The sequence below is a fragment of the Rhizobium sp. R339 genome, assembly GCF_002211395.1.
Lineage (GTDB): Bacteria > Pseudomonadota > Alphaproteobacteria > Rhizobiales > Rhizobiaceae > Rhizobium.
The window spans coordinates 105,398-120,831 of the sequence record NZ_LOKV01000001.1; the positions used below are offsets into that span (position 1 = coordinate 105,398).

Consider the following 15,434-nt stretch of genomic DNA (forward strand, 5'->3'; position numbering starts at 1 on the left):
GAGAACGAGATGATTCCGGGCGAAATCATTGCCGCAAGCGGCGACATCGAACTCAATGCCGGCGCGCCGACGGTGACGCTGGAGGTTTCCAATACGGGCGACCGGCCGGTGCAGGTCGGCAGCCACTATCATTTCGCCGAGACCAATGCCGGCCTCTCCTTCGACCGCGCGGCCGCGCACGGCAAGCGGCTCGATATTCCCTCGGGAACGGCCGTGCGTTTCGAGCCGGGGCAGACGCGCTCGGTGACGCTGATCCCGCTTTCCGGCAAGCGCGAGGTCTACGGCTTTCGCCAGCTGGTGATGGGCAAGCTTTAGAACAAGGAGAGAGATTCATGCGTTTGAATATCCTCCTCATCGGGGCGGCGATGCTGCTGACGGCAGGTCACGTCTCCGCTCAGGATATCGATTGCCAGAACCCCAAGACGCAATCGGACATGACCGCTTGCGAGGTGGCGCGTCACGATGCTGCCGACAAGGCGCTGAACGAGCAATACAAGAAGACCCGCGCCGCCATGGTGGCGATCGACAAGGATCTCGACGGCGACATGAAGGGCGCGGAAAAGGCGCTGGTGAAAGCGCAGCGTGCCTGGATCGACTATCGCGACGCCCAATGCGACGCCTTCGGCTTTCAGGCCCGCGGCGGCACGATGGAGCCTATGCTGGTTGCCGGATGCCTGGCGGAAGAGACGGACAAGCGCACCAAAGAGCTGAAAGAGCTCGAAGAAACGATGGGCAACTAAGGTGATCAGGAAGATCGTGATCGTCGGCAACGGCGAGGTTGGAGAGGGAGAGGCAGGCATCATCGATGCCGCCGATTTCGTCATCCGCTTCAATGATTGCCGCTCCTATGGTTCCGGCGGCAGCAGGACGGATGCCGTCGCGGTCTGCAATACCGGACGGCCGGCAAAGGCGATGCTCGGTTCGCCGGAGTGGCGCGCTCATCCCGGCATCGTCTCGGCCGGCGAAATCTGGAGCGTGCGTGATCCGGAAAAATTCGTCGGGATGCGGGCGCCGCTTGCCGTCGCGCATCCGGAACTCGACGATTTCTGCGATGATTATACGGAGGCGTTCAGCGCCTTCTGCGCCGAGACCGGCAAGAGGCATGTGGTGATCGGCAAGTCGGTCCACGAGGCCGTCGATGCCTCGCTTTCGGCCTTTGCGCCCGCGCCCTATGTCGTGCCGAGCAGCGGCATGATCGTCATCGCCGAGGTGCTGGGCAAATATGCCGAGGCCGAGGTGGCGCTGGCAGGCTTCGGTCACGCCGGCTGGGAATGGCACCCCTTTGCCGCCGAACGGCAGCTTGTCGATAATTATATTGCCGCTGGCCGCCTCAGGCGGCTCGGCGGAAAAATGCTAGAACAGGATGATTTTAGGCCCGGTTGGCCTAAAATCTGAATCCTGTTCTAAATTAAAGAGTTAGAGCATGATGTCGTCCGAAAACCGCTCACACTTTTCGGCATCATGCTCTTGTCTCTTCCTCCTACGGAGCCTGATGGATGCCCTATAAGATCTCGCGCGCCGCCTATGCCGGCATGTTCGGACCGACCACCGGCGACAAGGTGCGCCTTGCCGATACGGAGCTCTTCATCGAGATCGAGAAGGATTTCACCACCTATGGCGAGGAGGTGAAGTTCGGCGGTGGTAAGGTGATCCGCGACGGCATGGGCCAGAGCCAGGTGACGCGGGCGGACGGCGCGGTCGACACCGTCATCACCAATGCGGTGATCGTCGATCACACGGGCATCTACAAGGCCGATATCGGCCTCAAGAACGGGCGCATCGCTGCGATCGGCAAGGCCGGCAATCCCGATATGCAGCCCGGCGTCAACATCATCGTCGGCCCGGGCACGGAGGCGATCGCCGGCGAGGGCAAGATCGTCACCGCCGGCGGCATGGACAGCCATATCCACTTCATCGCGCCGCAGCAGATCGAGGAAGCGCTGATGTCGGGCATGACCTGCATGCTCGGCGGCGGCACGGGACCGGCGCACGGCACGCTTGCCACCACCTGCACGCCCGGTCCCTGGCATATTGCGCGCATGATCGAAGCGGCCGACGCTTTCCCGATGAACCTCGCTTTTGCCGGCAAGGGCAATGCCTCGCTGCCGGGGGCTTTGACCGAAATGGTGCTGGCCGGCGCGACGTCTCTCAAGCTGCATGAGGACTGGGGCACGACGCCGGGCGCGATCGACTGCTGCCTGTCGGTCGCCGACGACTATGACGTGCAGGTGATGATCCACACCGATACGCTGAACGAAAGCGGCTTCGTCGAGGATACGATCGGCGCCATCAAGGGCCGCACCATCCATGCCTTCCATACCGAGGGTGCCGGCGGCGGGCACGCGCCTGATATCATCAAGATCTGCGGCCAGCCGAACGTCATCCCGTCGTCGACCAATCCGACGCGGCCCTATACGGTCAATACGATTGCCGAGCATCTCGACATGCTGATGGTCTGCCACCATCTTTCGCCGTCGATCCCCGAGGATATCGCCTTTGCCGAAAGCCGCATCCGCAAGGAAACGATCGCCGCCGAAGACATATTGCACGACATCGGCGCCTTCTCGATCATCTCTTCCGACAGCCAGGCCATGGGCCGCGTCGGCGAGGTGGCGATCCGCACCTGGCAGACGGCTGACAAGATGAAGCGCCAGCGCGGCCGGCTGAAGGAGGAGAAGGGCGACAACGACAATTTCCGTGTTCGCCGCTACATCGCCAAATACACGATCAATCCGGCGATCGCCCATGGTCTCAGCCATGAGATCGGCTCGGTCGAGATCGGCAAGCGCGCCGACCTCGTGCTCTGGAATCCGGCTTTCTTTGGCGTGAAACCCGACATGGTGCTGCTCGGCGGCTCGATCGCGGCTGCACCCATGGGCGATCCGAATGCCTCGATCCCGACGCCGCAGCCGGTGCACTACCGGCCGATGTTTGCCTCCTACGGCAAGAGCCTCACCAATTCCTCCGTCACCTTCGTCAGCCAAGTCTCGCTTGATGCCGGCCTGAAGGGCCGGCTCGGCGTCGCCAAGGAACTGGTGGCGGTGAAGAACACGCGCGGCGGCATTTCCAAGGCATCGATGGTTCATAACGACCTGACGCCGGAGATCGAAGTCTATCCGGAGACCTATGAAGTCAGGGCGAATGGCGAGTTGCTGACCTGCGAGCCGGCGACGGTGCTGCCGATGGCGCAGCGCTATTTCCTGTTCTAGGCCGATCATCCGTGCGGGGCCGGACGTCTCCGATGAAAACAGGCATACGCTGGCTGTTGCGGATCGTAGCGCTGCTCGTCGCTCTGGCGACGGCCGGAACCATCATTCCCCGGCCGCTGTTTGCCCCGGTTAAGGCCTCGTCCGCGGCGGCGACGCAGCGGATTCTGCTTCTGTCGGGACCGATTCATACCGATATTGCCATTCCGCTTGACGAGGAAACACGGGCCGCATTTTCGTTCCTCGACGATCCCGGCTTTCCGCTCGGCCATCCGAATGCGGAATGGCTCGTCGTCGGCTGGGGCGGCCGCGCCTTCTATCTGGAAACGCCGACCTGGTCGGAGCTGAAGCCGCTGCCGGTGCTGCGGGCGCTGACGATCGATCGCTCGGTGCTGCACGTGGATCTCGCCGGCCACATCGCCGAGCCGCAGCCGGCCGTGATGGCTTTCGATATCGATAGCGATCAACTGGCGCGGCTGCGTAGCTTCATCTTGGACAGTTTCGTCCGCAACGAGGGAGAGATCGCGCTGATCCGGAATGCAGGCTACGGCGAAATCGACCGGTTTTTTGAGGCCAAGGGATATTTCAACGCGCTCGTCGGCTGCAACACCTGGACTGCCGCAGCACTGCGTTCGGCCGGGCTTCGAACCGGCTTATGGAATCCGCTCCCACAATCATTGCGATTATCCATTGATGTCTACAATTGACGCAGTCGCAGGCCAGTCCTGACGTAAACGCAATTGTGAACGGGACACCCGATCTGGTTGTAAAAATCGATGGGGAAACCTGTGTTTTCCACAGGTAAGCCATTCTGGAACAGGCCTGGGGTCCAGCCCAGAAAAACCTTTTAATATCAATTATCTCACTGTCTCCCCGCCCTGTCCGGCTCAGGGATCGGGTGCTTGCATCCCCTGCTAGAAAAAATCCGCACGTCAAATCGTCCAAAACCGTTCGAATTTTAACGATCCGATTAAGACACCCGCAGCAATTGGCCTCTTATCAATGCCTTGAAACGCCGGGCAGGAAGGTCGATTCTCATGAGAAACTGGATGTCGCTGCAGGCCGATTTCGGCAATTTTCAATATCGCAGGAACGTCTATGTCTTTGCGTTGAAGATGAGCTTTCTTGCCGTCATTCTCTCCGGCGCCATCATGGCGCTGACGATACCGCCGCTCGGCTTTTTCGGGCTGCTGCCGGTGAACCTTCTGCATGCGATCGGCTTCGGCGCCGTCTTTTCATGGCTCGTCGGCGGCACGGTTTCCGGCGTACTGTCGCTGGCGACGGGGTTTACGATGCGCGAGCTGACACTGTCGCGGGCGGAATTCGAAAAGCTGAGCCGCACCGATACGCTCTCCGGCCTCTTGAACCGGCGCGCCTTCACGGAGGCGCTGGACAGGATCGAAGGCGATGCTTCACTCGTCATTTTCGATGTCGACCGCTTCAAGGCGATCAACGACCGTTTCGGCCACGCCTGCGGCGACGCCGTCATCACGGCGGTCTCGGCGGTGCTGACCTCTGCCTTCGATGAGCTCTCCGTCGTTGCGCGGCTCGGCGGCGAGGAATTCGGCGTCATCGTTTCCGGCGAACCGCTGGAAGCACGGCTCGAGCGGATAGAGGCCGTGCGGGCAAGGCTCGCCGGCGGGCCGATCCTGGCGGACGGGCACAATATCGCCATTACCATTTCCGGCGGCGTGGCCGATCTCGTCGCCGGGCGCAACAAGCAGCAGGTCTATGCCTCGGCAGACCGGGCGCTCTATCTCGCCAAGGCGCTCGGGCGCAACCGTGTCGTCCACGAGCGGGAAGGGCTGCATCATGCCTGGCACGGGCTTTCCGAAAACAGTCCCGACGCCGAGAGCCGGGGGCAGGGGAGCGACAACGTGATGCAGGCCTACGGAATATAAAAGCCGCAAGCCCGACCATTGGTGCTTGCATCGGAAAGGGCTATTTTGCATGGTCGTCGTCTCAGCAAAGTGGACATATCATGCAGCGCGTCACCTCCTATCTTCCCGCCGGAACCCCTTCTTCCCATCCGACCGCCCAGGTCAAGCTGCCGCATGACCTGCGGCATCTGCGCCGCAAGCTCCTGCATCTGGAGAATGGCGAGATGGTCATGCTCGACCTCAAGGATCCGGTGCTTTTCGCCAATGGCGACCTGCTCGTGCGCGAGGACGGCGAACTGATCGAGATCCTTGCAGCCGACGAGAAGCTCTTCGAAATTCGCGGACGCGACCGCACGCATCTCATCGAGCTCGCCTGGCATCTCGGCAACCGCCATCTGGCAGCCCAGATCGAGGAAGACCGCATCGTCATCCTGCGCGATCATGTCATCCGTTCCATGCTGCAGGGCCTCGGCGCCACCGTGCTCGATATCGAGGAGCCCTTCCAGCCGGCGCGCGGAGCCTATCATTCCCATGGCGGGCATTCGCACGATCACGGACATGCCCACCACGATCACGGGCATGAGCATAAGCACGATCACGGCCATGACCATGGCCATGTGCATGGGCCGGGCTGCGATCATGACCATGACCACGACCACGGACATCACGGTCACAAGCACGACTGAAGCGGATGACTGGGGATCGTGAACTGCAGGCATTGCTGCGCCTGACGGCATGGCTTTCGCCGGCCTTTCCGGTTGGCAGTTTTGCCTATTCGGGCGGGCTGGAGCGGGCGGTGGCCGATGGGCTCGTCTGCGATGCGGTCTCGCTGGCTGCGTGGATCGGCACGCTGATCGAACACGGTTCGGCCTGGAACGATGCCGTGCTTCTGGCCGAAAGCCACAGGCAGCAGGCAGATCCCGCGCGCCTTGCCGAAATCGCGGCACTCGCCGAGGCGCTTGCCGGATCGCGCGAACGCCATCAGGAAACCATGCTGCTCGGCGACGCCTTCCTCGCGGCGGCGCGGGCCTGGCCGGATGACGTTTTCGACAGGTTGCCTGATAAGGCTGCTTATCCGATCGCGGTCGGAGCGGTTGCGGGCGCGCATGGCATTGGGCTTGAGAAGGTGATTGCGGTCTTCTTGCATGCCTATGCCTCGCAGGCCGTTTCGGCGGGCATCCGCCTCGGCGTCGCCGGACAAAGAGACGGGGTTGCCGTCCTGGCCGGCCTCGAGGAACAGGTTGCGGCGACCGCCCGGCGGGCTGCGGGCTCGACGCTCGACGATCTCGGTTCGGCCGCCATACAGGCCGATATCGCCAGCCTGCGGCATGAGACGCAGGCGACGCGGCTGTTCCGCTCGTGAAAGATTATCGCAGCATCTGCGTCGTTTGACGGTGGCGCGCGCCGCCGGCGTCGCTATCATCGGAATCCTATTGGAGTGCAACACATGAAATCAAGAAACGGACCTTTGCGCGTCGGCATCGGCGGGCCGGTCGGCTCGGGCAAGACGGCGCTGACGGAAAAGCTCTGCAAGGCGATGCGCGACGACTATTCCGTCGCCGTCGTCACCAACGACATCTATACGACCGAGGATGCCGAGGCGCTGGTGCGCATGCAGGCCCTGCCTTCCGACCGCATCGTCGGCGTGGAGACGGGCGGCTGCCCGCATACCGCCATTCGCGAGGATGCGACGATCAATCTTCAGGCGATCGCCGGGCTCAACGAGCGGATTCCCGATCTCGACGTCGTCTTCATCGAATCCGGCGGCGACAATCTGGCGGCGACCTTTTCACCCGATCTTGCCGATATCACCATCTATGTCATCTCCGTCTGCCAGGGCGAGGAAATCCCGCGCAAGGGCGGACCCGGCATCACCCGCTCCGATCTGCTCGTCATCAATAAGAAGGACCTGGCGCCGCATGTCGGCGCCGATCTAGAAGTAATGGACCGGGATGCGACGCGGATGCGTGCGAGCCGCCCCTTCGTGTTCTCCGACATGAAGCGGGGCGACGGCGTCAGCTCAATCGTCAGCTTCCTGAGGGAGCAGGGCGGGCTCTGAGGGTCAGACACCTCTCGCCGACGGCGGCGAGGGCGGTAAAACGAAACGGGCCGGGAGATATCGCTCCCGGCCCGTTTTGCTTCTCGAGATGTTGCTCACTCAGCTGCGAACGGCGGCAAGCGAAGCACGTTGGTGTCGTTGGCGCTTTTGCGCTTGCTTTCCGGCTTTTCGATCGCGGTCAGGCGCTCGTCCAGCGCGTCGATATCGCTGCGGTTCTCGCGGGTCACGCGGGTGAGATCCTCGCGCGACAGCGGCAGCTCCTCCTCATCCTTCCTGCCGACCATGCGTCCGAACATCCAGCCGAGCAGGCGGGAGAGATCGTCCATAATCAGGAAGAAGGAAGGCACGACGACAAGCGACAGCACGGTCGAGACGATGATGCCGCCGATCACGGCGATTGCCATCGGCGCGCGGAACGAGCCGCCTTCGCCGACGCCGAGCGCCGACGGCAGCATGCCCGCCGACATGGCGATCGAAGTCATGATGATCGGGCGGGCGCGCTTGCGGCCGGCCTCGACCATGGCCTCGACGCGGCCCATGCCCTGATGGCGCATCTCGATCGCGAAATCGACGAGCAGGATGGCGTTCTTGGTGACGATGCCCATCAGCATCAGAATGCCGATCATGACGGGCATGGACAGCGGGTTGCTGGTGATGATCAGGCCTGCCGCGACGCCACCGATGGCGAGCGGCAGCGAGAACAGGATGGTGAAGGGCTGAATCACGTCCTTGAACAGCAGGATCAGCACCGTCAGCACCAGAAGGAGGCCCATCAACATCGCGTTGACGAAGCTCTGCTGCATCTCGGTCTGCACCTTGGTATCGCCGCTTTCGGCGAGGTGCACCGTGGCCGGGATATTGGCCGCGTTGACGATCTCGCGGAAACGGGCCGAAGCCGTATCGAGCGCCACGCCCTGCGGCAGATCGGAGCCGATCGAGACGACACGGTTGCGGTTGTTGCGCTTGATCGAGCTGACGCCTTCCGAATAGTCGATATTGGCGACGCTCGAGAGCGGAACGGTGCCACCGCTGGCGGTCTGGATCTTCAGCGCCCGGAGGGCGGCAAGATCGCGGCGCATGTCGAGCGCTGCCTGGACGCGGATCGGGATCTGGCGATCGTCGAGCGAGATCTTGGCAAGTGCCGCATCGACATCGCCGATGGTGGCGACGCGGATCGTCTCGGAGATCTGCTGCGGCGTGATGCCGAGGCGGGCAGCCTCATCCTTGCGAGGATAGACCTGCAGTTCCGGACGGGGCAAGGCGCCGTCGGCGCTGACATTGGCGAGCAGCGGGTCGGCGCGGAGCTTCGATTCCAGAATGCCGACGGCGTCGTTCAGGTCCTTCTCGTTCTTGGACAGGAAGTTGAAGGAGAGGTCGCGCTCGCCGCGGTCGTTGAGCTTGAGGATATGGACGTCGGGAATGTCGCGCAGCTTGGCGAAGACTTCCTTTTCAATATCCCACTGCGGGCGTTCGCGGCCATGGACCTCGACCTTCGGCAGCATCGGCCCGATGACGGGAATGGCGCCGAAGACGTCGTTGACCACCTTCTTGATCAGCGACTGGTCGAGCTTGTGAAGCGCGAGCGTGATGGTGGCGCGGCGCAGTTCGAGATCTCCCTTCGGCGACGCGCCGCCGAGGACGAAGACGCTTTCGACGCCGTTGATGTCCTTGACCCTGTCGTAGATCGACTTTGTCGTCTTCTCGGTGTCGTCAAGCCGCGCATTGGGCGGCAGCTCGACGGAGAGAACGATACGCGAGGCGTCCTCGGGCGGCAGGAAACTGCCGGGAACCTTCATCAGCAGGAAAACGGAGCCGACGAGGAAGCCGATCGCCGCAAGCAGCGTCAGGTATCGCGAATATTTGTGCCCGGTCGTGCCGCGTATCAGGCGGGTGTAACCCTTCATCAGCAGGCTATCATTGTCGTGATGGTCTTCCATGCCGTCTTCGGCGCGCATGAGATAGGCGGCCATCATCGGGGTGATGAGGCGCGCCACCATCAGCGAGAAGAAGACGGAGAAGGCGACGGTCAGGCCGAACTGGATGAAGTACTGGCCCGGAATGCCCGGCATGAAGGAGACCGGCACGAAGACGGCGATGATGGTGAAGGTGGTGGCGATGACGGCGAGGCCGATTTCATCGGCGGCCTCGATCGCCGCCCGATAGGGCGTCTTGCCCATCTTGATGTGGCGGGCGATGTTCTCGATTTCGACGATCGCGTCGTCGACCAGAATACCGGTTGCCAGCGTCAGGGCGAGGAAGCTGACGAGGTTCAGCGAGAAGCCCATCAGGTCCATGACCCAGAAGGTCGGGATCGCCGAAAGCGGCAGGGCGATCGCCGAGATCAGGGTCGCACGCCAGTTCCTGAGGAACAGAAGGACGACGATGACGGCGAGAAGCGCGCCTTCGAGCAGCGTGTGGATGGCAGCTTCGTAGTTGCCGTAGGTGAAATAAACCGAATCGTCGATCAGTTCGATCTTCACATTCGGGTTTTCGCTCCTGACCTTCTCGAGGCTCTGCGCCACGGTTTCGGCGACGCTGACTTCGCTGGCGCCCTTTGAGCGGAAGACGCCGAAGGTGACGACTGGCGTGTCGTTGAAGCGCGAGAAGGATTTTGGCTCCTCGTAAGTGTCCTTGATGACGCCGAGATCCGACAGTTTGACGAAGCGGCCGTTCGGCAGCGCAATCGTCGTGTCGGCAAGTTCGGCGACGTTGCGGGCGTCGCCGAGAACGCGGATCGCCTGTTCGCTGCCCGCCACCTGGCCGCGGCCGGAACCGAGGTCGATGTTGGTGCCGCGCAGCTGCTCGTTCACGCTGGCAGCGGTGATGCCGTAAGCATCGAGCTTGCCGGGGGTGAGCTCGATGCGCACTTCGCGCTCCGCGCCGCCGTAACGGTCGACGCGGCCGATGCCGGCCTGGCCCTGCAGGGCGCGCTTGATCGTATCGTCGACGAACCAGGAGAGTTCTTCGAGCGACATGTCGGGCGAGGAGACGGCGAAGCTCTGGATCGCCTGGCCCTCGACGTCGACCTTGGTGACGATCGGGGTTTCTGCCGTCGCCGGCAAGTCGCTGCGAATGCGGTCGATCGCGTCCTTGACGTCCTGCACGGCCTGTTCCGTCGGCACTTCCATGCGGAACATGACGTTGGTCTGCGAACTGCCGTCGGTGACCGTCGACTGGATTTCGTCGATGCCGGTGATGGAGGCGATCGCGTCTTCGATCTCCTTCGTCACCTGCATTTCGAGTTCGGCCGGCGAAGCGCCGCTCTGCGTCACGCTGATCGAAACGAGCGGTACGTCGATGTTCGGGAAGCGCGTGATCGGCAGCTTGTTGAAAGACTGCATGCCGATGAAGATCAGCAGGCAGAAGGCCAGGAGCGGCGCGATCGGATTTCGAATGGACCAGGCTGAAAAATTCATCGGATGGTCTCTTTAGTTGGAAGCCGCAGGCTGTTCACGCACTGGCGTAATGCGGTCGCCGTCGCGGACATAGGCGCCCGCCTTGGCCACGACCTCGTCGCCGGTCTTCAATCCGTCGACGATCTCCACATAGGCGCCGTCCTGTATGCCGGTTTCGATCTTGGCGAATTTCACCACGCCGTCCTCGACCTTGCGGGCCGACGAGCCTTCGTTGCCCGTGAGCACCGCGGTCAGCGGCAGCGATACGCCCTCGGTCTCGCGGACGATGATTTCGGCGCTGCCATACATGCCGGAGCGCGCCTTGCTGTCATCGTCGATGGAGATATGGACGAGGCCGAGGCGGGTGCTCGGATCGACGGTCGGAGACACCAGGCGCACGGCGCCGGAAAGCTTTTCGCGGCTGCCGGAAAGCGAAATCGTCGCCTTCTGACCGGCGACGATCCTGACGATATCGCTTTCGGCGACTTCGGCCACGAGCTCGATATCGCCGTCACGAATGATCGTGAACAGCGGATCGCCGTTGCCGGCGGCAATGGCGCCGACCTTGGCATTCTTTGCCGAAACCACGCCGGCAACCGGCGTCTTCACGTCGGTGCGAGCGAGTTTCAGATCAGCATCGGCGATCTGGCTGTCGAAGACCTTGAGATCGGCTTCGGCGACCTCGATCGCCTGTTCGGCGGAGACGACACGAGCATTGGCGGCGGCGGCGGTCGCATCGGCCTGCTCCACCTGGGCCGTGGAAACCGTGCCCTTCTTGCCCATTTCCTGGGAACGGGCCTGTTGCTGCCTTGCCTGTTCGGCATTGGCCTGCGCCTCGATGAGCTGGGCGCGCAGCTGGGCGAGGCTTGCCTCGCCCTTGGCCTTGGTCGCCATCATCTGGCTCTTTTCCAGGATCAGCGCGTCGTCGTTGAGTGTCGCCAGCGTGCTTTCGGCCTGAACCTTGTCACCGACATCGGCTTTCAGCGTGCGGATCGAGAGGCCCTCGACCTGCGGCTGGATATAGACTTCCTCGACTGGCTTGACCGTTCCGGTGCCGATGACACGATCGACAAGCGTGCGGTTCACTGCCGTGGTGACGACGATCGCCGGCAGGTTCTGCTGCGGCTTTGCGACCGGCGCTTCCTCGGAAAATGCGGTGGATGCAGCGAGCGCGGCTGCAAAAAGGGTGGATGCGCCTAGAATTCTGGTAGGCTTGCGTGCCATGCGTTTTCGTCCAATCTTATCACAAGGTTAGCCGAATTCGCGCGTCTGCCATCGAGCTCGCGACTAGGCCACTGCCTTTCCTGCATTCTCAGGGGTATCCGCACATTATTCGCCGTCTTCTTCCCTCGTCGGCAAATCGGCCTCTAATTGGTATCGATTTGCGCGATATGCAAGGCCGGCAGAAAACAATTCCCCATGAGCCGATAATAATTACCATCAGAACCTGAATCAATCACTGGAGGGTTATGTGAACATTACGATGATTGATCCTGCTCCTCTCTAAAGCGCGTCACATCGAATTTGATCCATGCGATCGGCTTCGCCTCGTTGTTTTGCATGCATCTCGCGTCTCAACCGCCGCAGATGTCGGGCGGTTTATATCAATGACGTTTCAGGCTCGATAAATGCTACAGTCGCAAGACATTTTTTTATCAACGGGAAAAATGCGGAACGCGCGGGGAGATCTCCCCGCGCGTTCGCTTCAAAATCCCAGCCGCGCTTACTTGGAAGCGGCGTCGGTGATTTCGTGCGTCCAGGCGCCCGAGGGCTCCTTGCTGATGATCTTCTGGTCGAGCAGTGCCTTTGCCGTGCGGGCATAGAGCGCCTCGTCCAGCTTGCCGGAGCCATCGCCGACGAGCTTGGCGACTTCGCCCATCATGCGCTTTTGATGGTTCTCGTCCTGGCCGCCATTGTCCAGCACGATCTCGGCGGCTTCATCAGGGTTTTCGGTCGCATATTTCCAGCCCTTCATCGAGGCGCGGACGAACTTGACCATTTTCTCCTTGAAGGCCGGATCCTTCAGCTTGTCCTCCATGGCGTAAAGGCCGTCTTCCAGGAGGTCGTTGCCCATATCCGTATAGTTGAACACCGTCAGTTCTTCCGGCTTGAAGCCGGCATCGATCGCCTGCCAATATTCGTTATAGGTCATGACGGAGATGCAGTCGGCCTGCTTCTGCACGAGCGGCTGCACGTCGAAGCTCTGCTTCAGCACGGTGACGCCATTTGCGCCGCCATCGGTCGAAAGGCCGAGCTTGTTCATCCAGGCGAAGAAGGGATATTCGTTGCCGAAGAACCAGACGCCGAGCGTGTGGCCCTTGAAATCGGCCTCGGTCTTAACCGGGCCGTCCTTGCGGCAGATCATTTCCAGGCCTGACTTTTGATAGGGCTGGGCAATGTTGACGAGGGGAACACCCTTTTCGCGAGCAACCAGCGCGCCGCCCATCCAGTCGACGATCACATCGGCGCCGCCGCCGGCGATGACCTGCTCGGGAGCGATATCCGGACCGCCCGGCTTGATCTCGACGTCGAGGCCTTCTTCCTTGTAGAAGCCCTTGTCCTTGGCGACATAATATCCGCCAAACTGGCTCTGCGTGACCCATTTCAGCTGCAGAACCACCTTGTCGGCAGCCATCGCGTGGGCGGCTGCGAGCGACATGGCGCTCGCCAACATTGCAACCATCAACTTTTTCATTTTCTTGTCCTTACCCTCTGAAGTTATGCCCGAACCCCATTTGCGAAGCCCGCGCGCGCCTAGCCACCACGGATAGACGGATGCCAGAATGTCACCGCCCGTTCCGTCAGGGCGATGATGCCATAGAAGATCGAGCCGGCCAGCGCCGCAACGGCGATTTCCGCCCAGACCATGTCGACGTTCATGCGGCCGATCTCGGTGGAGATGCGAAAGCCCATGCCGACGATCGGCGTCCCGAAGAATTCCGCAACGATGGCACCAATCAACGCCAGCGTCGAGTTGATCTTCAGTGCGTTGAAGATGAAGGGCATGGCCGCCGGAAGCTTGAGCTTGAGCAGCGTCTGCCAGTCGCTCGATGCATAGGTGCGCATCAGGTCGCGCTCCATGCTGCCGGAGGCGGCAAGGCCTGCGACGGTGTTCACCAGCATCGGGAAGAAGGTCATGATGATGACGACGGCGGCTTTCGACGGCCAGTCGAAGCCGAACCACATGACCATGACGGGGGCGATGCCGATGATCGGCAGGGCCGACACCATGTTGCCGATCGGCAGCAGGCCGCGGCGCAGGAAAGCGACGCGATCGGCCAGCACCGCGACGACGAAGCCGCTGAGGCAGCCGACGATATAGCCGATCAGCACCGCCTTGAAGATCGTCTGCCTGACGTCGTCGCCGAGGATCGGCAGGGACGCCATGATGCGCGCGCCGATGGCGCTCGGCGGCGGCAGCAGGATGAAGGGCACGCCGGCGCCGCGGGTGATCGCCTCCCAAAGGATCAGGATCCAGGCGCCGAAGATCGCCGGGATCAGCAGCTGCAGCGCCGACTTGCTGAATGTGGTCGGCGGCTGCAGCTTCGAAAACTCCGTGACGCAGCGCCAGGCAAGCAGCCAGGAGGCGAAGAGCAGCAGGAAGAAAGCGCGGGTCGCCAGGCCTTCGTTGCCGGACAGCGTCGACAGCAGCATCCAGGCGGCGCCATGCGCGCCGATGAACAGAACGGTGGCGCGGTAAGCCGGCGGCTGCGGCGCGAAAGACAGGAGAGCAGCCGCGGCGACGGTGATGAAGATGAGGCTTGCCGTGCCGTCGGTTAGGGGATTGGCTGCGCCCTCGGCCACAAGCGGCAGGCTCATCAGAGCCGCGAGACAGAGGAGCAGGGCAACCGTGCCTTGCCAGGAGGAGGTCAGATGTCTCATGCCGGCCTCCCGCCCATGGCGCGATCGACGATCTTCGCCGCAAGGCCGACGATCGCGACCAGAACGCCCGCCAGCAGCGATCCGGCGACGAGGGCCGCCCAGATATCGATGGTCTGGCTGTAATAGGAGCCGGCGAGCAGCTTCGACCCGATGCCGGCGACGGCACCTGTCGGCAGCTCACCGACGATGGCGCCGACGAGGCTTGCGGCGATCGCGACCTTCATCGAAGTGAAGAGGAAGGGGATCGAGGCCGGAACGCGCAGCTTCCAGAAGGTTTGCATCGGGCTGGCATTATAGGTGCGCATCAGGTCGAGATACATGATTTCGGGCGAGCGCAGCCCCTTCACCATGCCGACGGCGACGGGGAAGAAGGAAAGATAGGTGGAGATCAGCGCCTTGGAGACGAGGCGGGAGGCGTCGGAATCGAGGTTCAGGAGATGCGCCAGCGCATTGTCGCCGGTCAGCACATTGTAGGAGATGATGACGATCATCGGCGCGATGGCGAGGATCGGGATCGTCTGGCTTGCCACCAGCCAGGGCATGAGCGAGCGGTCCATGGCGCGGTTGTGCACGATCAGCACGGCAAGAAGGATGCCGAGCAGCATGCCGAAACCGAAGCCGAGCAGGGTGGAGGAGAGCGTGACCCAGCTGTGATAGACGAGGCTGCGGTTGCTCGAGAGGCTGCGCAGGACGGTGTTCTCATAGACATTCTGCGCCACCTGATGCGGCGCCGGCAGGATCGGTTTCGGCTGCGCCAGCGCCTTGCCGATGAATTCCATCGCCGTCGGCGTGACGCCGGCGCGGCTGTCCATGTCGCGCTGGAACGGCGCGTTCATCAGCACGGCAGCGACATACCAGATGGCGATCAGGAGGAGCAGGATGGCGGTGACGGGGACGATCTTGTCCTTGAAGGTGTCGGGTTTCATAGGGTCTGCCCCCACTTTGGGGCGTTGAATGCGTAGCCACCCCCCTCTGCCCTGCCGGGCATCTCCCCCACAAGGAGGGAGATCGG

The 15,434-nt window shown here is 62.3% G+C and carries 14 protein-coding genes; 9 read left to right on the plus strand and 5 right to left on the minus strand.

The window, feature by feature from the left end:
• Positions 1-9: 9 nt before the first annotated feature.
• The 9 genes from ATY76_RS00480 to ureG all read left to right on the plus strand — a co-directional run bounded on the left by ATY76_RS00480 (position 10) and on the right by ureG (position 7,145).
• A complete protein-coding gene (locus ATY76_RS00480) occupies positions 10-315 on the plus strand; it encodes an urease subunit beta (protein WP_010014268.1) in 306 nt (101 codons plus the stop codon).
• A 17-nt stretch (positions 316-332) separates the two neighbouring features.
• Positions 333-740 carry a lysozyme inhibitor LprI family protein gene (locus tag ATY76_RS00485; RefSeq protein WP_088672833.1) on the plus strand — a complete coding sequence of 136 codons (408 nt, stop codon included), beginning with the start codon at positions 333-335 and terminating at the stop codon, positions 738-740.
• A 16-nt stretch (positions 741-756) separates the two neighbouring features.
• Complete coding sequence (locus ATY76_RS00490) at positions 757-1,395, plus strand: Urease operon accessory protein (RefSeq protein WP_190233593.1); 639 nt, start codon at positions 757-759, stop codon at positions 1,393-1,395.
• A gap of 101 nt (positions 1,396-1,496) precedes the next feature.
• Positions 1,497-3,209, plus strand: coding sequence for an urease subunit alpha (gene ureC / locus ATY76_RS00495; protein ID WP_088672835.1), 1,713 nt, complete (start codon positions 1,497-1,499; stop codon positions 3,207-3,209).
• A 32-nt stretch (positions 3,210-3,241) separates the two neighbouring features.
• On the plus strand, positions 3,242-3,913 hold the full coding sequence (locus ATY76_RS00500; RefSeq protein ID WP_088672836.1) for a TIGR02117 family protein: 672 nt from the start codon (positions 3,242-3,244) through the stop codon (positions 3,911-3,913).
• 330 nt (positions 3,914-4,243) lie between these two features.
• Positions 4,244-5,107 carry a GGDEF domain-containing protein gene (locus ATY76_RS00505; RefSeq protein ID WP_088672837.1) on the plus strand — a complete coding sequence of 288 codons (864 nt, stop codon included), beginning with the start codon at positions 4,244-4,246 and terminating at the stop codon, positions 5,105-5,107.
• An 80-nt stretch (positions 5,108-5,187) separates the two neighbouring features.
• Positions 5,188-5,772, plus strand: coding sequence for an urease accessory protein UreE (ureE, locus tag ATY76_RS00510; protein ID WP_088672838.1), 585 nt, complete (start codon positions 5,188-5,190; stop codon positions 5,770-5,772).
• Positions 5,773-5,777: 5 nt separating this feature from the next.
• On the plus strand, positions 5,778-6,449 hold the full coding sequence (locus tag ATY76_RS00515) for an urease accessory protein UreF (protein ID WP_088672839.1): 672 nt from the start codon (positions 5,778-5,780) through the stop codon (positions 6,447-6,449).
• An 84-nt stretch (positions 6,450-6,533) separates the two neighbouring features.
• The gene (ureG, locus tag ATY76_RS00520; protein ID WP_008534592.1) at positions 6,534-7,145 is read left to right on the plus strand and encodes an urease accessory protein UreG; all 612 of its coding nucleotides are present in this window, start codon (positions 6,534-6,536) and stop codon (positions 7,143-7,145) included.
• 95 nt (positions 7,146-7,240) lie between these two features.
• Here ureG and ATY76_RS00525 read toward each other — a convergent pair whose 3' ends face one another.
• The 5 genes from ATY76_RS00525 to ATY76_RS00545 all read right to left on the minus strand — a co-directional run bounded on the left by ATY76_RS00525 (position 7,241) and on the right by ATY76_RS00545 (position 15,348).
• Complete coding sequence (locus tag ATY76_RS00525) at positions 7,241-10,561, minus strand: efflux RND transporter permease subunit (protein ID WP_088672840.1); 3,321 nt, start codon at positions 10,559-10,561, stop codon at positions 7,241-7,243.
• Positions 10,562-10,573: 12 nt separating this feature from the next.
• Positions 10,574-11,764, minus strand: a complete 1,191-nt coding sequence (locus ATY76_RS00530; protein WP_088672841.1) for an efflux RND transporter periplasmic adaptor subunit — start codon at positions 11,762-11,764, stop codon at positions 10,574-10,576.
• A 499-nt stretch (positions 11,765-12,263) separates the two neighbouring features.
• Entirely contained in the window at positions 12,264-13,235 is a 972-nt protein-coding gene (locus ATY76_RS00535) for an ABC transporter substrate-binding protein (RefSeq protein WP_088672842.1), read from the minus strand.
• Between the two features lie 59 nt (positions 13,236-13,294).
• A complete protein-coding gene (locus ATY76_RS00540) occupies positions 13,295-14,422 on the minus strand; it encodes an ABC transporter permease (RefSeq protein WP_088672843.1) in 1,128 nt (375 codons plus the stop codon).
• On the minus strand, positions 14,419-15,348 hold the full coding sequence (locus ATY76_RS00545; protein ID WP_088672844.1) for an ABC transporter permease: 930 nt from the start codon (positions 15,346-15,348) through the stop codon (positions 14,419-14,421). The genes ATY76_RS00540 and ATY76_RS00545 overlap by 4 nt, the downstream gene beginning before the upstream one ends.
• Positions 15,349-15,434: the final 86 nt, after the last annotated feature.